Genomic DNA, 19,094 nt, shown 5'->3' with positions numbered 1-19,094 from the left:
CTAAAAAATGAACAGCGCAGAGCGGGTAACGCGTTTATCTTTCTGCGGCAGAAAAGAGTATGAGCACACAATCCGTTATTGATAACGCCATTCCGTTACGGCGCCATGTCGCACAACAGGAACCCAACTCTATGAACACGCAGTCGCAATACGAACCCTGGTTACAGGCAATGATCGGTGTGGCGCAGCATTATCGTCTCGACTTCTCGGCGGAGCATGTTCGGGTGGCGGTAAATTATGAAAGCGACTCTCCGCGCGAGCTGGTGTTAAAAGATATGGCGCGTCAGCTGGGGCTGGGGCTGCGCAGCGTCGCCGCGAAAGTCTCGCATCTCGATCCGTGGCGTCTGCCGCTGATTGCCGAGTTCAGCGAAGGGCAAATCGCCGTCATTAACCGGATGGACAGCGAAGGCAACATCAGCCTGCAGTTCAGCGGCGACGAAGGCCTGGAAACGGTATTAACCCGCGATGAAGTCAGTACGCGTATTAAAACGTTATATGTTTTGCGTCCGCTGGAATCCACTCCCGACGCCCGCGTCGACGATTATATTAAGCCGTACAAAAAAAACTGGTTCTGGCGGCTGGCGTTAAAAGACTGGCACCGGTATATCGATATTATGGTGGTTGCGCTGGTGGCGAACGTGCTGGCGCTTTCCGGCATGATCTTCTCCATGCAGGTGTATGACCGCGTGGTGCCGTCGCAGTCTGAAACTACCCTGTGGGTGCTGTTTGGCGGGGTGATGCTGGCGATCCTGTTTGAATTTATTATGCGAATGCTGCGCGTCTATATCTCCGACGTGGTGGGTAAGCGCGCTGATTTGCGGATCTCGGAGCGCATCTTCGCCCATGCCCTGCGGATTAAAAACGGCGCGCGTTCGAAATCCACCGGCTCGTTTATCGCCCAGATCCGCGAGCTGGAGTCAGTGCGTGAGCTGATTACCTCCACCACTATCGCCGCGCTCTCCGACCTGCCGTTCTTCCTGCTGTTTGTATTTATTCTGTGGATGACAGGCGGCCCGCTGGTGCTGGTGGTGCTGATGGCGGTTCCGCTGCTGCTGATCCCCGGCCTGCTGGTACAGCGTCCGCTGGGGCGGCTCTCCACGGAAGGGATGCGCGAGTCGGCTATCCGTAACGCCACGCTGGTCGAGGCGGTGCAGGGCATTGAGGACATTAAGCTGATGCGCGCCGAACAGCGTTTTCAGAACCAGTGGAATAACACCAACTTTGTCGCCGCCGGGGTCGGGATGCGCCAGCGCTGGCTGACCAGTCTGCTGCTCACCTGGACCCAGGAAGTGCAGTCGATCGTCTATGCCGTGGTGCTGCTGATTGGCTGCTATCTGGTGATTAACGGCGATATGACCACCGGCGCGCTGGTCGGGACCTCGATCCTCGCCTCGCGCACCATCGCGCCGCTGTCGCAAATTTCCGGCGTCCTGTCGCGCTGGCAGTCGGCGAAGGTGGCGTTACAGGGGCTGGACGACCTGATGCAGCGCCCGATCGACGAACCGCTACAGGGTAAGAAGGTGCATAAAGCGCATCTGCGCGGCCATTATCAGCTGGAGAACGTCACCTTCTATTATGACGAGGAAGAGAAAGTCAACGTCCTGACGGTGCTGGCGCTGAACATCAAAGCCGGGGAGCGCGTGGCGCTGCTCGGACGCAATGGCTCCGGGAAAAGTACCTTGTTACAGGTACTGGCGGGAATGCAGGAGCCGCAGCAGGGATCGGTGCTGCTCGACAACATCGCGCTTAACCATCTCGATCCGGCGGATCTGCGTCGCGATATGCAGCTGCTGAGCCAGCAGGCGCGCCTGTTCTTTGGCTCCATTCACGACAATATTACGCTCGGCAACCCCACGGCGACCGATGACGATATCCAGCAGGCGCTGGCCATCAGCGGCGCGCTCGAATTTGTGCGCAAGCAGAAAACCGGGCTGAACTATGTGATCAGCGAAGGAGGCGCCGGACTGTCCGGCGGCCAGCGTCAGGCGCTGCTGCTGGCGCGCGCGCTGCTGACCTCGCCGACGATACTGCTGCTCGACGAACCGACCGCCTGGCTGGATGAAATTGGCGAACAACAGCTTATCCGCCAGTTAAAAAACTGGCTGGGCAACCAGCGCACGATGGTGGTGGCGACGCACCGCCTGCCGATCCTCGAACTGGTGGATCGCATTATCGTGCTGGATAACGGACGTATTGTGATGGACGGTCCGCGTGACGCCATTCTGCATAAACACGGCATGACGCAGCCGACGGCGGCGCAAAGCAACGTGTCACACCTCAACACGCCGCCGTCGAACCACTCAGGGAGATCGTGAAATGCGCGATATCAACCGTTTTAACAGTCGCCTCAGCGAGCCGAAGCTCCCGCGCTCTTCACTGGTCGCCTGGTTTCTGTTTGCCCTGCTGGCGGCATTTGTCGGCTGGGCGAGCTACTTTCATCTTGATGAAGTGACCACCGGCAGCGGCAAAGTGGTGCCCTCGTCCCATGAGCAGGAGATCCAGTCGCTGGAGGGGGGAATTATTTACAAACTGCACGTCCGCGAAGGCGATATCGTGGAAAAAGGCCAGGTGCTGGCGCAGCTGGACCGGACGAAAACCGAGTCCGGCGTGCAGGAGAGCGAATCAAAACTGCACGCGGCGTTAGCCACCGCCGCGCGGCTGACCGCCGAAGTGAACGGCGGCGAGCCGGTGTTTCCGTCGGAGCTGAATAACGAGACGGCGCTGGTTAGTCAGGAGCGCGCGCTGTTCCAGTCCCGCCGCGAAAGCCTCGAGAAAGGCGTGGCGGGGCTACGGCAGGGGATTGCGCTGATCGAAGGCGAACTGGCGATGACGCAGCCGCTGATCAAGCAGGGCGCCGCCAGCCAGGTGGAAGTGCTGCGCCTGCGTCGGCAAAAGAATGAGATGGAAAACAAGATCGCCGAGCTGCAAACCCAGTACTACGTGCGCGCCCGTGAAGAGCTGGCGAAAGCCAATGCCGAAATCGAAACCGAGCGTTCGGTGATGCGCGGGCGGGAAGATTCGCTGACGCGTCTGACCTTCACCGCCCCGGTACGCGGCATTGTCAAAGATATCGACGTGACCACTGTCGGCGGCGTTATCGCCCCCGGCGGCAAACTGATGAGCCTGGTGCCGTTAGACGATCAGATCCTGATTGAAACAAAAATCCTGCCGCGCGACGTTGCGTTTATTCATCCGGGGCAGGAGGCGATGGTGAAGATTACCGCTTACGATTACTCGATTTACGGCGGCATCAACGGCGTGGTGACGCTGATCTCGCCGGATACCATTCAGGATGAGGTCAAACGCGATCTCTACTATTACCGGGTCTATATCCGTACCGACAGCAATCAGTTAGTCAACAAGCAGAAAAAAGCCTTTCCGGTATTTCCCGGCATGATCGCCACGGTGGATATTAAGACCGGCAATAAAACGGTGCTTCAGTATCTGCTTAAGCCGTTGAACAAGGCCAAAGAGGCGATGCGCGAACGGTAATTTATTTTACGCGGCAGGATAATAAGCGCCGCTGCTTACAGAGCTGCGCGGCGCTGATGAACGCGGCGATAAACAACGCCAGCGCGCCGCACAGGGTGGCGTCGGTAATAGCCTGCGTTCCGCTTCCCAGCAAAGAGGTGAGCAGCGGACCGAGGATCTGTCCAATGCCATAGGTCAGGGTGACAAATCCCAGCAGGTTCAGACTTCCCGGTACGCTCAGCTGGCGGGCGAGGGTCATGACCAGCGACGTGGCGCCCATAAAGGTCGCGCCGAAGCCTGCGCTGCTCAATACCAGCAGCAGCGGGGAGTCGCTGGCGAGGGTGAGCAGCACGCAGACGCCCTGAATCGCCAGGTTCGCCGTCAGACAGGGCAAAACGCTCCAGCGTTTTGCCGCCCACAGCCAGCCGAAGCAGCCCGGCACTACCGACAGGCCGACCAGCGTCCACAGATGCGCCGACAGCAGCGGCGAACCGGCGTTTTTCGCCATCAGCGGCAGATAGGTGGCGACAATGATGTAGCCAAATCCCGCCAGCCCGTAGAGGATCGCCAGCAGCCACCAGCGCATTGGCTGGCGCTCTGCTTTCGCCAGCGGCGCGGGAGGCGCGGCGTGAGCGCGCGCAGGCATCAGTAACGCCAGCAGAATCACCAGCCCCCCGGAAAACGCGGCCGCCCAGGTCCATAACGCCTGCGAAGAGAGCGCCAGGCGTATCCCGGCGATGACGTACTCGTTGCCCAGCGCGATGCCGACGCCGACGCCGGAAAACAGCGCGGCCGCGACAAACGGATGGCGGGTGTGTTGCAGGATCAGCGTCGAGCCAAAGATCAGCATCCCGGCGCTGGCGATCCCCGCCAGAAAACGCACCAGCATCACCACCGCCGGATGAGCGAACAGCGCCATGGCGAGGATCAGCATGCCGGTGGCGACCGCCGACGTCAGCAGCAGCGGGCGTAGCCGGGAAGGCAGATGAAAAAGAGCAAAGGAGAACAGCAGGCTACCGGCCAGATAGCCCGCATAGTTGACGCTGGCGATCCAGGAGAGTTCGCTGAAGGTGAAGCGCCCCTCAGCGAGTAAAACCGGCAGCATTGGCGTATATAAAAAGCGGCCAATTCCCATGCCGAGCGCCAGCACCATCATGCCAAAAAGCGCGGTGCTCAGCGAAAAACGATCGGTGACGTTATGCGGTTGCTGGCTCATGCCGAACCCTGATTGTTACATAATTAAAACTCACAATAACAAATTTGCAACAATCAGGTAAGGGTTATCGTCGAATTATTCTCCGCCGTCGGGCGTAAAGCGGTAAAACAGGTTAGGCTCCGCGACGATAAAAATGGTCCCCTGGTCATCCATGGCGATGCCCTCAGGCTGACGGATATCTTTCGCCAGCCCGTGGCGGCCTTTTTTCAGCGACAGCGTGCCGATAATCTCGCCGTCCCGGGTGACCTCCTGCAGTCGCTGCGATTCATGGGAAAGGATCAGCAGGGTATTGCTGCGCGGGTTAAACTCCGCGCCGGAAATGTCCTTAATATGCAGATGGCGCTGCAGCGTGGCGTCTTTGCTGATCGACAGGTCATCATTGCGTAAAAGCCCGCGCACCTGGTAAATCTCAATGGGTTTCCACTCTTTAAAAAACCAGAACGTGCGATCGTGGCGTGACCAGGCCAGCCCTTCAAACCCGCTGTTGGTGGGCGTGTCCTGCAAAGCGAATTTTACCTTTTTGACAATATTCACCTGCGACTGCGCATCCAGCGTAATAACGTAAATGGTGTAGTCGCTCTCGTCGCTGACCACAAAGGTGTCGTTGCCAACGTATTCAATCGTTTCCATATCACGCACAAAATCGACTGGGATGGCGCGCAGCAGTTCACCCTCTTTGGTCAGTTCAAGAATGGTGGCGGGTTTGTTCACGGTGCTGAAAAGCGTATCGCTTTTTTCCGACCACGTCAGCGAGGAGATATTTTTCGTGACGCCGGCAATCGCCTTGCCGTCCAGCGTGACGCGGTAGTGGCGCAGAGAAGAGTCTGCCCGCTCACGGTCCGCCATCGCCCCGGCGAGCAGCGTACAGCCCACGCCAGCCAGCAGGAGAATGAGCATGGTCATCCCGACCAGCGGGCGCTTTAAAGTGCTGATAATCCTTTTCATTAACATTCCATTTTATAACCCTGATGATTTTGTGGGCAGTATATAAATGAATCTTAACAAATGCTTAAACCCTTCAAAAACCGATTGCATTTATTGAGGAGATCGTGCTGTCCGTACGCACAGCTTTCTTATTCTGTGATATCTATAGCCGCGTTAACTGAAGGGGCAGGAGCAAGAGAATGTGGCAGACGCGCGCGCTGGAGCTGAATAATCAGGCTTACTGGAACTGGGAAAAAGCCTGCGAGCTGGTGGCGTGGGCGGTGAGCCATGACTTTAACACGGTGATTGTTGGTCAGGCGGATCTGTTCGATATGCTGGTTTCGCCGAAAGGTTATACCCCGCATCAGTATAACGACCGCCTCTCCAGCCAGCAGCGCGCCCGCTGCGTCCACCTCAACCGGCTGGGGCTGTTATGCCAGCAAAAAGGGCTGCGTTTTTATCTGCAGGCGAAAGAGTTCAACTTCCCGACCGATCTGCTGCTGGCGCATCCGCATCTGTTCGAAGCGGGGCGCAGCGTCCGTTTTGACGTCGATTTCTGGTGCGGCTATCTGGCGGATAAAGTTTCGCTGATCTGCCAGCGCATTCCGGCGCTGAGCGGTCTGCTGATTGCTATCTCCAACACCGACGGCCTGCTGCCGGTTTCGCGGCCAAACTGGGAGCTACCGGCGCCGGAGCAGCCCCTCCAGCCCCAGCGCGACGAGCGCAGTTTCGCCATTTACAGCCGCTGTTTTAATACCCTTTCGCGGGTGATGCAGCAGGAAAATAAGCATCTGGTGCTGCGGGTGTTTCCGGCGGGCAATCACGATCTCGGCAACGTGCTGGAAGCCATTCGTCCGCTGCCGGAGAGCGTCGGCGTCTCCATTAAGCTTACGCCGGAGCGCTTCTGGCCGTCGTTTCCCAATAATCCGGCGCTGCTGGAAGTTCGCGAGCGCGAGGTGTGGGCGGATATCGATCTGGTGGGGGAAGAGGTCGGCTGGGGCGTCTTTCCTTTCCTGCGCGTGGATGAACTACAGGGACGGCTGCTGTGGTGTCGCCGTAACCCGGCGATTCGCGGCGCGGTATGTAAAGCGAGCTGGGAAGGGGTGGATAATCATTGGGTTATCGGCACGCTCAGCGCCTGTAATCTGGTGGCCTGTAGCCGTATGTTGACCGCCGACAGCGTCCCGCAGACTCAGAACCAGCTGATCCGCTACTGGCTTAATGAAACCTGGGGCTGGCTACCCGACGACGCGACGCTGACGACCTTTTGCTCGCTGCTGGAGCAGGCCGCTCAGACCCTCTACTGCGCTATCTACGTGCGCGACCATGTATTCCACCGCCACAGTCAGGTGCCGGAAAGCTACGGCCAGGCGGTGTGGAGCCTCTACGGGCAGCTCAATCGCAACCACTGGCTGCCGGGGTCCGAGCGGGACATCAGCTTTAGCCGCAGCGACATTGAACGCTCTGCCGCCAGCCTGTCGCGGATCGCCAGCGAAAAAGATGAAGCGGGCGTGGCATCGGTGGCTCTGTGCGAAGAGGCGCTGCGCTTTGCGCAACGCGCGGCGTTTCCCTTTGCGCTCAAAGCGCGCTGGCTGGAGGAGTGGCAGGGCTTTGCGCTTTACTGCCGTCTTTTCCTGCACGCCCAGAAGGCGTTTTTCACCCTGCGCTTCGCCCATGAGGCGGAAAACAGCTGGAGCATCCGCGAGATTTGCCAGATCAATATTCAGGAGCTCTACCGCTGCGCGTTTGAACTTGACGATTATTGTGCAAAACATCCGCAGGCCTCGCCGGGCCTGCACGTGCTCTTTGACGCCTCCCGGGTACGCGCGCTGGCCGACAGCCTGAGCGCGGAGCTGAAGGGGTTAAAAGGGTGATGCATCTCACATAAAATGTGCCAGTGAGCAAGATTGTGTGATGAATATCACGATGAGACGATTTTTACCGCAATCGAAAGTGATCTTCATCACACTAAAAAGCCCGCCGTCGCCCGGATTGTGAGTTGCCGGGCATATCCCCTTTTTCCTTAACCTCGCGCGCTCGCTCCCTCCGGCGAATCCCCGGATGATCGCCGCATCACGCAATCAGGCGAAGGTGGAAAAAGAATGTCACAGAGTGATCAACAGCTAACGCAGGGTGATGCCATCCGGCGTTTTTTGTTTTCAGCGATAAAGAAAGCGCGGTTCGCCGAGTTTTATACCGGCGAGGGGGCAGAAGAGGGCAAGGAAAGCGCCTTCTGCCGACGCACTTTTTACCGGACGATGGCGCTGCGGGAGGTGGACCCGTCGCAGGCGCTGCCCTGTCATTCGCTTGCGCACGCCGACGAGCGGGGCATCGTCGCTTTTACGGCGTTTGGCGCCCTGCCGTTTCATTTGCAGCGCTGGCTGCGGGTCGATCTGATAGCCGGGCAGAGCGGCGAATTTCCTTTTCAACTCGGCGTTTGCGGCGGCGTGCGTCTCTGGTGTGAGGGGAAAAACGTCGCGCAGTTTACCCCGTTTACCCGCAATCAGATGCAATACTGCCAGGCGCGCCTCCCGCTACAGAGGGGAAAAAACAGCCTGCTGATCCATCTGGATGAGCTGGCCGAGCGCGAAACGCGCTGGGGGCTACGGATGACATATTCCGGTACGCAAACTCTCGCCGCGGCGTTGCCGAATGAGCGAATTGACGAAGAGTATCATGGCGATCCTCACTCCCCGCTAACGCCTTCGCATAATGACAGCGCCCGCCAGCTGCTGGCGCTGATGCAGCGGCGGGAATACGGCGCGCAGGCTGACGCCCTGTTAGTCAGCGCGTTACGCCACGTCAGCGCGCGCGAAGCCGGCTCGGTTTTCTCGCTACTGCCGCTGCTGCAACTCTGGCAGGCGCATCAGGGTGAATACTTTCCATTACCGCTCTGGCGGCGGGTGAGATCGACGCTGCTCGGCTATCGCTACGGCGCGGATGAGCGCGGCTGCGACGCGATGTGTTTTGACGATGAACGGCACGCGCGGGAATTTTGCCAGGCGCAGTATCTGGCAGGGCAGCTCTTTCCGGACGCGCTGTTTGTCGCCTCTGGCCGCAGGGGCCGCGAGCAGCAGGCGCTGGCCCGAATGAAGCTTCTAAAAAACGGATGGACAACGGAGGCGCTGCATGACGCGAAATGATCTGATGAGCACCCTGGACCGCGTGGTGCGCGGCTTCTGTCGGCTGAAAAACCTTGATGAAGTCGGCGCCAGCGACGGGTTCGCCATCCATTTTGAAGAGTGGGAGTGGGAAATTGGCGTCGGGCTGTATGGCTTCTGGCGTTTTGCTGATTTTCAACAGGACGCTGCGCTACAACGGTCGATCCTCAACTGGTACGACGCGCAGATCCGTAAGGGGCTGCCGGAAATACAGATCAACACCACCGCGCCGATGATCGCGCTGGCGCTGGTGGCCGGGAAGCAGCGGCGTGCGGATCTGCTTAGCGTGGTGAATGACTGGGCGGACGCGCTGCTGCGCGATCTGCCAAAAACCGAGGAGGGCGGTTTTCAGCACGTGGTGAAAGAGCAGGCCAACACTGGCCAGCTCTGGGATGACACGCTGTTTATGACCTGTCTGTTTCTCGGCGTGGCCGGGCGCGTGCTGAAACGACAGGAGCTGATCGCCGAGGCCAGCTATCAGTTTCTGCTGCATACCCGCTATCTCAGCGAGCCGGCGAGCGGGCTGTGGTATCACGGCTGGACGTTTGTCGATAAGCACCATTTCGCCGGCGCGTTCTGGGCGCGGGGCAATGCGTGGATCACCGTGGCGATCCCGGAGTTTCTCGAACTGATGGGCGACAATCTTGATGACAGCGTGCGGCGTTTTCTGGCGCAGGCGGCGGCGCGCCAGGTTCGCACCCTGTGTGAACTGCAGGCGGAGAACGGCATGTGGCATACGGTGCTCGACGATCCGTTCTCGCCGCAGGAGTCATCCGCCACCGCCGGAATTGCCTACGGGATGCTGCGCGGCGTCCGGATGGGGATCTTTGATAAATCAGTCAGCGCAGCGGCGCTGCGCGCCTTTGATGCGATAATGGCGCGTATTGATGAGGAGGGGCTGGTGCAGGAAGCGTCGCGCGGCACCATGCTGGGTCAGGACATTCAGTACTACTGCGATATTGAGATGGCGCCCGTACCGTATGCCCAGGCGCTCACCATGCTGCTGCTGCTGGAGATGGAGCGGGGAAACTGGCTGAGTTAAACAACACCCGCCGCCCGATCCGGCTCTGCCTCAACGTTTACCGCTTCAGAAGCCGAGCAGGGCCGGGGCTTGCGACAGCAGATAGAGCAGCAGCCCAATGGTGCCGCCGACCAGCGTGCCGTTGACGCGGATAAACTGCAAATCTTTGCCGATGTTGAGTTCGATCTGCCGCGACATATCGCGCGGATCCCAGCTTTTTACCGTGTCGCTGATATGGCGGGTCAGGAAAGTGGCGAATTCCGGCGCTACCCGATGCGCGGCCTGTTCGAGATGACCGTTAAGCGAGGCGCGTAGCGCCTCGTCGGCGATCAGCGTTTCGCCAAACCACTGTCCGGCATTGGCAATCCGCTGCTTCACCCGGGAATCGTCGGCATTGATATCGTTCTTCAGCCACTGACGCAAATCGTCCCACAGCTCGCCCAGATAGCGGTTGAACGTCTCATCTTCTTTCAGGTAATCCTTAATGCTTTCGGCGCGGGCCGCCATGTCCGGATCGCTTTTCAGCTTATCGATAAGTCTGAACGTGGCGCGGTCAAAGGCATGGCGGATCTGATGAGCGCGATCCAGACTGATGTCGTCAAGCAGCGAATTGACCGCATCGGAAACCAGTTCGGCGCTGTGCTCGCCCAGCCATTCGGTGGGCAGGATCTTCGCTTTCAACGGATGCTCCGTTTCCAGCCAGTGGACGATCTGGCGAGCGATAAATTTGCGCGACGTGTCGCGCTGGAGCAGGGCGATCAGCTGGGCAATCAGCGTGTCGAGCAGCGCCTGGTGACGATCGTTTTTGGTCATGCTTTCCAGCATCAGGGCGCCGGTGCCGGAGAGATCGACCTTATCAATGGCCTTATGCACCGCGCGTTTGAGCAGCCGCTGAATGCGGGCGTCGTCGGTCAACTCAAGGAAACCGCTCATGATCTGCAGCAGATGCTGGCCGATCCGCCCGGCGTTCTCCGGCTGACTGAACCATTTTCCAATCAGCAGCGCCGGTTCGTGGCGGCGGATCAGCGCCACCAGCGACTGGGTATCGAGAAATTTCTCCTGAACGAACTGCCCGAGATTCTCGCCGATCCGATCTTTATTGCGCGGGATGATCGCGGTATGGCGGGAAATAAACGGCAGCGGTACGCGGCGAAACAGCGCCACCACCGCGAACCAGTCCGCCAGCGCGCCGACCATCGCCGCTTCGGCAATGGCCTTTATCCCGCTGACCCAGAAACCGGGCGGCAGGAAAAGCGTGACGACGAACGTGCTGGCGGCGATCAGCAGCAATGAGAGCGCCAGCAGCTTGGCGCGTTTAAGCTCAGCGATTTTATCCATAGGCTTAAGGATAGAGCCTGACGGGGGAATTGCGCAACGCACGCTTATCCAGGGATCCAGTTATCCCATGCCGGGAGGGGGCCGAGTTCCGCAACCAGAAAATCGATAAACGATCGTACCTTCGGATTGCTGTATTTGCTGGGAAAGTAGAGCGCGTACAGGGCGTGGGTTTCGCAGCTCATCATGCCGTCGAGCATCAGCGGGGTGATCTCCTGTTTCTGAATATGATCGCCAATCAGGTAGGTGGGCAGATACGCCACGCCCTGATCTTCCAGCACTGATTTCAGCAATACCAGACTGCTGTTGGCCTGGATGGGCGCGGGCAGTTTGAGCTGATGCAGCCGATCCTGTTCGTCGGCAACTTTAATAACCGGCGTCAGGCCGGGATAAATCAGACAGTCGTGATTCACCAGATCGGCGCGCCGCAGCGGCATGCCTTTTTTGGCGAGATAGCCCGGTGAGGCGCAGTACGCCCAACGGATCGGCACCAGCTTACGCATCGCGTAGTTTTGCGGCGGCGCGGTAGAGATGCGCAGCGCAATATCAAAGTCGGTATCGTTAAGGTTAACGAAGTTATCGTTGAGATCGATATACAGATTGACGTCGGGAAACTGGCTGCGATATTTATCCACCAGATTAACCAGTCGGGAATAACCGAAGGCAATGGAGCAGGTAATACGTAATTCGCCCTGCGGATTATGATAATACCCCGAGGTGGTGTTCAGCGCCTCATCGAATTCATGCAGTAATTTATTGGCGCGATTAAATAAATATTGTCCGGCGTCGGTCAGGGTAATACTGCGGGTGGTGCGCTTAATTAACGTTGTACCCAACGACTCTTCCATTGCCGCCAGACTTTTACTCACCGCCGACGGCGAAACGTTAAGCTGCGACGCGGCTTCGGATAATCCGCCGCAATCGACAATCCGCACAAAGAACTCTAAATGTTTGAGAGAAACCGGCGCGCTCATTATTTCCTTTTCTTCATAATTGATTTGCAAAAACGGTACGAATGGCCCGTTACATTCGCCTTTGAAACATGCAACTATTGAATCACAGGAAATGACCTGCTGACAAAATGAATAAATAACAACTTAAGTGAGTTACATCACAAAGTATCAGGAAGAAAATTCGGAACGTCGCCAAATTGTGAATTTTATCTCATTTACTCTTTTATTTTAATGAAAGGTGCCTCTTATGTGGTCACGACTTGAACCCTACAAATCGTCAATCATTTTATTACTCGCACTGGTTGCCGGGGGCCTGCTGGGTATTTACGCACCAGCGTTTGCCAGTCAACTCCAGCCGATAGGGCAGATTTTTCTTAACCTGCTCTTTATGATTATCGTACCGCTGGTGGGAATTAGCGTGATGTCGTCCATTGCCAGTATGACCGACCTGAAACGCCTGGGGCGGATTATGGCGATTATATTTATCGTATCCATTGCGATGGCGTTTATTCCGGCCGCCGGGATCGTTGCCTTGGCCCTCTGGTACAACCCGGCGCAGGGCGTCACCATCGATCTGTCGCAATCCGTACAGGCAGGCAGCGGCAAGATGGATTTCGTCAGCATGATCACCACCAACGACTTTATCGGCCTGTTTTCGAAGTCGAATATTCTGGCGCTGATCGTGATGGCGATCATCGCCGGGATCGCTATCGGTCAGTCTGAGCAGGCGGGTAAACGAATCGCCTCGCTGCTGGAAGACGCCAACGCCGTGATCATGAAGATCGTGTCGATCATCATGAAGATCGCTCCGGTCGGGCTTGGTTGCTACTTTGCGGCGACGATGGCCAGTCAGGACTCTGGTCTGCTGTTGACCTTTGCCCGGGCGATTGGCCTGTTTATGGTCGCCACGCTGGTGTATTACATCTTTGGCTCGATACTTTATTCCTGGATCGGCGGCGGCCTCCCGGCGGTGAAAGCCTTCTGGCGTCACGCCATTGAGCCTTCCGTTACGGCGTTAGGCACCTGCTCTTCGCTGGGCACGCTGCCGGTGACCCTGCGCGCAGGCAAAGCGATGGGCATTAATCCGGAAATCGTCGATGTCTCCGTGCCGCTGCTGGTTAACCTGAATAAGGGCGGCGTGGCGATGATTGCGGCGCTGAAGATTGTCTTTATCTATTCGGTACTGGGGATGGAATTCACCACCGAGACTTTCTTTTTAACCATGCTGATTGCCGTGCTGTCGGCGATTATCGTCGGCGGCGTGCCGGGCGGGGCGTTCCTCGGCGAGATCTTTATCGTCACCACGCTGGGACTGCCGATGGAGGCGATCCCAATGCTGGTGGTGCTCGGCACCATTACCGACGCTCCGGCGACGCTGATTAACGTCATTCACGATTTAAATGCGACGCAGATTGTTGAGCGCTTCGCGGGAAAGAAACAGGCCAGTGTCGGGATTAACCCTGGTGCGGCGACGGTATAAATTTGCGTACGGATTAAGGATAAAAATATGAAAGATTCAGTGAAGCTCGAAACGCAGTTAGTCATCGCCGGGCGTGATAAGCGCTACACCCAGGGGGCGGTAAACCCGGTTATCCAGCGCGCCTCTTCGCTGGTGTTTGATAGCGTGAAGGATAAAAAATTCGCCACCGCTAATCGCGCTAACGGCGAACTGTTCTACGGGCGTCGCGGCACTTATACCCACTTTGCTTTTCAGAAGGCGATGAGCGAACTGGAAGGGGGCGTCGGCTGTGCGCTCTACCCGTGCGGCGCGGCGGCGGTCACCAATGCGATCCTTGCCTTTGTTCAGGGGGGCGATCATCTGTTGATGACCGGCGCGGCGTATGAGCCGACCCAGGATTTCTGCAATAAGATCCTCAGTAAATTCAACGTCGAAACCACCTATTACGATCCCATGATCGGCGCGGACATTGCCGGACTCATCCGTCCGGAAACCAAAGTGGTGTTCCTCGAATCACCCAGTTCGATCACCATGGAGGTGCAGGATGTGCCGGGTATGGTGAAGGCGATCCGCGCGGTCAATCCGGAGATCGTTATTATGATCGACAACACCTGGGCGGCGGGCGTGCTGTTTAAGGCGCTGGATTATGGCGTGGATATTTCGATTCAGGCGGGGACCAAGTACACCATCGGCCATTCGGACGGTATGCTGGGTACGGCGGTCTCGAACGCCCGCTGCTGGGAGCGCCTGCGCGAGAACTCTTATCTGATGGGGCAGACGCTGGACGCGGATACCGCCTATAACGGCAGCCGGGGGCTGCGTACGCTGTCGGTGCGCCTGAAACAGCATCAGCAGAGCAGCATTGAGATTGCCCGCTGGCTGTCGGCGCGTCCTGAAGTGGCGCGGGTGAACCATCCGGCGCTACCGGAATGCCCGGGACACGCGTATTTTATCCGTGATTTTACCGGCAGCTCCGGTCTGTTTTCTTTTGTGCTGAAAAAGCGCCTGTCAGATACGCAACTGGCCGCGTTCCTCGACAACTTCTCGCTGTTCCATATGGCTTACTCCTGGGGCGGCTTTGAGTCGCTGATTCTGGCCAACCAGCCGGAGGAGCTGAACAGCATCCGTCCGGCGGGGGAGGTGGATTTCAGCGGCACGCTGGTGCGGGTGCATATCGGGCTGGAGGATGTGGGCGATCTGATTGCCGATCTTGAGGCCGGGTTTGCGCGCATTGCGTAAATGCGCAACATTACCGGATGGCAGTGCCTGCACCGCCATCCGGCATGGCTTATTTCTCAAGCGCCAGTCCGGTTTCTCCGTGCTGACGTACGCGCTGCAGCAACCGTCTTAAGGTGAACACCACCACGATGCCTGCGGCCACCGCCAGCAGGTGAAACGGTATACGCCCGCCGTTAAACCACAGCCAGCGGCCAGCCTCGACGGAAACGGCCATCACCAGCAGGATCACCATATTCAGCGATGCCGAGACGGTGCCTTTGGGCAGATTGTTGGTAAACAGCGTAAAGCGAAACATCGTTGGGAAGATCATGCCGATGCCAAACGCGTACAGGCTGGTGCCGATCACCGACCACAGCCAGACGTGCGGCCAGAGCAGGTTTCCGGCGATCAGCGCTGCCAGTCCGCTTAGCTGAATCGGCACGGCGCGCCAGATAAACCGCGGCGCGGTGGGATCTTTTACAAAGCGCGCGACGATGGCGTTAGCGACGATCACCGCGCCAAACACCGGCACCTGCGTCCAGGCAAACTGCGCGGTGGACATGCCGCCTGCATCAATCAGGATCACCGGTGAAACGGCGACCCAGCTCATCATCGGGATGTAACTTAACGAAATCGTCGCTGCGCCAGCGAGAAATACCCGGTTGCGAAACACATCGCGGAAGTCGCGCAGCACGCCGACCGCGCTGAACGGCACTTCGCCGCGTCTGACCGTTTCCGGCATCGCCAGCAGCAGGCCAAAAAAGGCGATAAAGCCCATTCCCCCGACGATGCCAAACAGTACCTTCCAGTGCACAAAATGCATCAGCGCCGCGCCGGAAAGGGGGCCGACAATCGGCGCTACCAGCACGATAGAGGTGATTACCGCCATCAGCCTGATGCCCTTCGTCTCGCCGAACGCCTCCTGAACCGTAACGTAACCGACCGTGGCGATAAAACAGATGCTGGTGCCCTGTACCACGCGTGCCGCCAGGAACTGCGTCATTGAAGTGGTAAACAGCGTGGCGGTACAGGCGAGGGCGAAGATCAGCGCGCCGGTAATCAGTACCGGCCTGCGGCCTATGCGATCCGAAAGCGGCCCCAGCAGCCACTGCAACACCATCCCGCCGGTCAGATAGAGACTGACTGCCGCGGGCGCGAGGCTGACGTCGGCATTAAAATCACGCACGACGTTGATGATGCCCGGCTGGATCAGGTCCGTCGACAGATAGGCGGCAAAGTCGTAGATAATCAACGCCATCGGGAAGAACAGCGAGGCGGCGTGGCGGGTAAAAAACTGAGAAATCCGTTGCATAGTAAAACGCACTCCGTGTGGAGAAAGCCCGTAACGGGAACAGCGAAATTCAATACCGTCGCAGGGACGTTGGGCAGAACAGGAGAAAAAAACAGACTGCGGATGTACCGAATTTCATGTAATCAAAAGTGCTGTCCGCGCCTGAACACAGACAGGTATCACGACCCGACCTGCGTCAGAACGTGTGACGATTACAGATGACCATCAGCACATCACACCTCAGGGAAAGTAAGTTGAGTAGAAAATATACACGTTAAGTGTAATTAAAATTTGATATTTATCAAAAGTGTTTCCCGGTTTACGTAAGCATAGCGGCAATGAGCGGCCAGACAAAACGCCCGACGATCCCGGCGCCAAAGGCGATCAACACACCGCCAGCCAACCGTTCGATCCACAGGATCCAGCGGGTAAACCGCCGCCGGACAGCAGGCAAGCCGATAACCGTGACGATCAGCAAGTCCCACAGCAGTACGACGCTGGTCATCCAGACGCCGCAGACGGCCTGCTGCGCCACGGTGACGTCAGTTCCCAGCAGGGCGGTCATCAGCGCCAGATAAAACAGCGCGTTTTTCGGGTTAAGCAGCGCCGAACCCAGCCCCAGCAGCAGCTGTTTGCGCCACCCCGGACGAGCGCTTCCGGCGTCTGAACCGGTTAACGCCTGCGGGCGGCTGCGGACTAACAGGCTGCCGAGCCACAGCAGATACAGCGCGCCGGTCAGTTCAATCAGGGTAAACAGCAACGGTAGCTGACGCGCCATCCCCCAGCCGACAATTGCCAGCACGATATACAGCCCGTTGCCCGCGGCGATACCGATACATACGCCCGCGCTGCCGCGCAGACGATAGCGCGCCGCGTAGCCCACCAGTAAAAAGAAGTCCGGCCCCGGGCTCAGCAGCGCCACAAAATGGGCCAGCGCCAGCGCCGGGAAGGCGGACGGGAAAAGAGCGGATAAGCGTTCCATAGTGACCTCAGCCTGTGCATCTGCGATCACGCTACGCCCGGCGGCGGATTATTTATTGTCTGATATTGATCGCCCGGCGGCATACTGGCGCGGCGTCGCCGCGGTATAGCGGACAAAAGTACGGTGGAAGTGGCTCTGGTCGGCAAAGCCGCTCTGATAGCCGACGTCAGCAATAGCCTCTCCGGCGCGCAGACGCTCGCGGGCGTAATCGATCCGCGCGATATTCAGATAGCTGCCCGGCGTCAGGCCGGTATCCTGCCTGAAAGTGCGGATCAGCGTCTCTTTACGCAGGCTGCACTCCAGGGCTAACGCCTCCAGCGACGGTGGGGCAACGAGATCGCTTTGCAGGCGCGTCAGCAGATGACGACTGCTGGCGCGTTGCGGGTCCGCTGCGCCAGTCCGGAGCGGGAGCTGGCACAGTAGCTGGCTAATGGCGTTCGCTAGCTGCGCCGTCTGACGATGCTCTATTAACGCCGCCAGGTGCAGGAAATGCCGGAAAAGCCGCGGGCTGCGGATCGCTGGCGCGGGGGCGATAAGCCGCGCGTTAGCCTCAACGTCGGGCCAGTGCGCCAGACACCATGCGGCGTCCAGATACAGCATATGGTAGCTGCGAAAGCATCCATTCACCGGGTTACAGCTGTGCGGCTGGTAAGGGGGGATGACGATAAGATCGCCCGCCTGTAAACGGTATTCCCTTCCCGCGCTGACGCAGCTGGTTTCCCCTTCCAGAATCGCGCCGATGGAAAGCTGCGGGTGGTAATGGCGCTTATAGGCCTGACGACTGCGCCAGGTGCTGCGCCATTCCAGCCACGGAAGCTGTGCGTCGCGCCAGAACGTTTGGGGAATGTCGCGGGTGTGGGTCACGTTTGGCGCCTCCGGGTTAATGATGATTCGTTATATCACAGGCCGGGCGCTGAAAAAGCTCTGATGATGGTCGACGTTGCGACTTTGCGTAACGCGTTGCGGAAAAATGAGACTGTTGCATTAACGGTGATTTTTCTCGGAAGGCGTCCCGCAGCGCAGCAAAATGCCACATGAAGTCGCGGATGCGGCGCGGTAACGTGGCGCAAACTTTTTTCAGGTGACGGAACGCCATGAGCAAATCGACCACATCCACACCGCATGACGCCGTGTTTAAGACCTTCCTGCGCCACCCGGAAACCGCCAGGGATTTTCTGGATATCCATCTTCCGGCTTCGCTGCGCAAACGTTGCGATTTGCAGACGCTGAAGCTGGAGCCCACCAGTTTTATTGAAGACGATCTGCGCACGTATTATTCAGACGTGCTGTGGTCGTTAAAAACCGGGGAGGGCGATGGCTATATCTATGTGGTTATTGAACATCAGAGCACGCCCGATGCGCATATGGCTTTCAGGCTGATGCGCTATGCCATCGCAGCGATGCAGCAGCATCTGGACGCCGGGCATAAGCGGCTGCCGCTGGTGGTGCCGATGCTGTTCTATCACGGTGCGGACAGTCCCTATCCTTTTTCACTTAACTGGCTGGATGAGTTTACCGATCCGGCGCTGGCGCATCAGCTCTATAGCGCGGCGTTTCCGCTGGTGGATATCACCGTTATCCCGGACGATGAAATTATGCAGCACCGGCGGGTAGCGCTGCTGGAGCTGATCCAAAAGCATATCCGCAGACGGGATCTGCTGGGGTTGGTGGAACAACTCGCCTCGCTGCTGATTAGTGGAGGCGCTAATGACAGACAGTTGAAATCGCTGTTTAATTATCTGCAGAGACAACATGGACATACGCCCCGCTTCAGCATGTTTCTGGAAGAAGTGGCGGAGCGCGTGCCTCAGCATAAGGAGCGATTAATGACGGTTGCAGAAAGATTTCGCAATGCGATCCTCAGAAAAGGGATTCGGCAAGGGAAACAGGAAGGCAAAGAGGAAGGATTGATTGAAGGACAGCGTGCTGCCGCCCGGCGCATTGCCCGCACGATGCTGGAGGAGGGCATCGACCATCAAACGATACAGCGGCTGACCGGGCTTTCCGCAGAAGAGATGCATAATGTGATGCATTGAGAGTCCTGATGTGGGCGACTGCCCGGT

General features: G+C 58.1%; 16 protein-coding genes. 8 read left to right on the top strand and 8 right to left on the bottom strand.

The window, feature by feature from the left end; all coding sequences use genetic code 11:
• Positions 1–131: 131 nt before the first annotated feature.
• Positions 132–2,315 (top strand): type I secretion system permease/ATPase, encoded by a 2,184-nt coding sequence (locus K7R23_RS02380; RefSeq protein ID WP_012908678.1) that lies wholly within the window; start codon positions 132–134, stop codon positions 2,313–2,315.
• A gap of 1 nt (position 2,316) precedes the next feature.
• Positions 2,317–3,492: an HlyD family type I secretion periplasmic adaptor subunit gene (locus K7R23_RS02375; RefSeq protein ID WP_012908679.1), complete on the top strand. Its 1,176-nt coding sequence runs from the start codon at positions 2,317–2,319 to the stop codon at positions 3,490–3,492.
• Position 3,493: 1 nt separating this feature from the next.
• On the opposite strand, the gene K7R23_RS02370 is transcribed toward K7R23_RS02375, so the two are convergent.
• Together K7R23_RS02370 and K7R23_RS02365 are read right to left on the bottom strand one after the other, a co-directional pair.
• A complete protein-coding gene (locus K7R23_RS02370; RefSeq protein ID WP_012908680.1) occupies positions 3,494–4,687 on the bottom strand; it encodes an MFS transporter in 1,194 nt (397 codons plus the stop codon).
• 75 nt (positions 4,688–4,762) lie between these two features.
• Positions 4,763–5,638 carry an SdiA-regulated domain-containing protein gene (locus K7R23_RS02365; RefSeq protein ID WP_012908681.1) on the bottom strand — a complete coding sequence of 292 codons (876 nt, stop codon included), beginning with the start codon at positions 5,636–5,638 and terminating at the stop codon, positions 4,763–4,765.
• Between the two features lie 173 nt (positions 5,639–5,811).
• Between K7R23_RS02365 and K7R23_RS02360 the strand changes: the two genes are divergently transcribed.
• From K7R23_RS02360 to bglB, 3 genes are all read left to right on the top strand, one after another.
• Entirely contained in the window at positions 5,812–7,485 is a 1,674-nt protein-coding gene (locus K7R23_RS02360; protein ID WP_012908682.1) for a hypothetical protein, read from the top strand.
• Positions 7,486–7,713: 228 nt separating this feature from the next.
• Positions 7,714–8,754 carry a hypothetical protein gene (locus K7R23_RS02355; RefSeq protein WP_012908683.1) on the top strand — a complete coding sequence of 347 codons (1,041 nt, stop codon included), beginning with the start codon at positions 7,714–7,716 and terminating at the stop codon, positions 8,752–8,754.
• Positions 8,741–9,814: a beta-galactosidase BglB gene (gene bglB, locus K7R23_RS02350; RefSeq protein ID WP_012908684.1), complete on the top strand. Its 1,074-nt coding sequence runs from the start codon at positions 8,741–8,743 to the stop codon at positions 9,812–9,814. Before K7R23_RS02355 ends, bglB begins: the two co-directional genes overlap by 14 nt.
• A 45-nt stretch (positions 9,815–9,859) precedes the next feature.
• Here the strand turns inward: bglB and K7R23_RS02345 are convergent, their stop codons facing one another.
• Positions 9,860–11,131: a DUF445 domain-containing protein gene (locus K7R23_RS02345; RefSeq protein ID WP_012908685.1), complete on the bottom strand. Its 1,272-nt coding sequence runs from the start codon at positions 11,129–11,131 to the stop codon at positions 9,860–9,862.
• Between the two features lie 44 nt (positions 11,132–11,175).
• Positions 11,176–12,102: a LysR family transcriptional regulator gene (locus tag K7R23_RS02340; RefSeq protein WP_012908686.1), complete on the bottom strand. Its 927-nt coding sequence runs from the start codon at positions 12,100–12,102 to the stop codon at positions 11,176–11,178.
• A gap of 226 nt (positions 12,103–12,328) precedes the next feature.
• Here K7R23_RS02340 and K7R23_RS02335 point away from each other — a divergent pair, with 226 nt between their 5' ends.
• Both K7R23_RS02335 and metC read left to right on the top strand, forming a co-directional pair.
• Positions 12,329–13,561 (top strand): dicarboxylate/amino acid:cation symporter, encoded by a 1,233-nt coding sequence (locus K7R23_RS02335; RefSeq protein WP_012908687.1) that lies wholly within the window; start codon positions 12,329–12,331, stop codon positions 13,559–13,561.
• A gap of 27 nt (positions 13,562–13,588) precedes the next feature.
• Positions 13,589–14,779, top strand: coding sequence for a cystathionine beta-lyase (gene metC / locus K7R23_RS02330; RefSeq protein WP_012908688.1), 1,191 nt, complete (start codon positions 13,589–13,591; stop codon positions 14,777–14,779).
• A 49-nt stretch (positions 14,780–14,828) separates the two neighbouring features.
• Here metC and mdtM read toward each other — a convergent pair whose 3' ends face one another.
• The 4 genes from mdtM to K7R23_RS02310 form a co-directional block, all read right to left on the bottom strand.
• Entirely contained in the window at positions 14,829–16,061 is a 1,233-nt protein-coding gene (gene mdtM / locus K7R23_RS02325; RefSeq protein ID WP_024133088.1) for a multidrug efflux MFS transporter MdtM, read from the bottom strand.
• A 307-nt stretch (positions 16,062–16,368) separates the two neighbouring features.
• On the bottom strand, positions 16,369–17,031 hold the full coding sequence (locus tag K7R23_RS02320; RefSeq protein WP_012908690.1) for a LysE family translocator: 663 nt from the start codon (positions 17,029–17,031) through the stop codon (positions 16,369–16,371).
• Positions 17,032–17,079: 48 nt separating this feature from the next.
• Entirely contained in the window at positions 17,080–17,895 is an 816-nt protein-coding gene (locus K7R23_RS02315; protein ID WP_012908691.1) for an AraC family transcriptional regulator, read from the bottom strand.
• Positions 17,896–17,911: 16 nt separating this feature from the next.
• A complete protein-coding gene (locus K7R23_RS02310; protein WP_148222126.1) occupies positions 17,912–18,148 on the bottom strand; it encodes a hypothetical protein in 237 nt (78 codons plus the stop codon).
• Between K7R23_RS02310 and K7R23_RS02305 the strand changes: the two genes are divergently transcribed.
• Positions 18,126–19,067 (top strand): Rpn family recombination-promoting nuclease/putative transposase, encoded by a 942-nt coding sequence (locus K7R23_RS02305; protein ID WP_012908692.1) that lies wholly within the window; start codon positions 18,126–18,128, stop codon positions 19,065–19,067. The genes K7R23_RS02310 and K7R23_RS02305 overlap by 23 nt on opposite strands.
• Positions 19,068–19,094 lie beyond the last annotated feature (27 nt).

The sequence above is a fragment of the Citrobacter rodentium NBRC 105723 = DSM 16636 genome, assembly GCF_021278985.1.
Taxonomy (GTDB): Bacteria; Pseudomonadota; Gammaproteobacteria; order Enterobacterales; family Enterobacteriaceae; genus Citrobacter_A; species Citrobacter_A rodentium.
The sequence above is the reverse complement of the archived record's forward strand: the minus strand, read 5'-3'. Positions and strand labels throughout refer to the sequence as shown.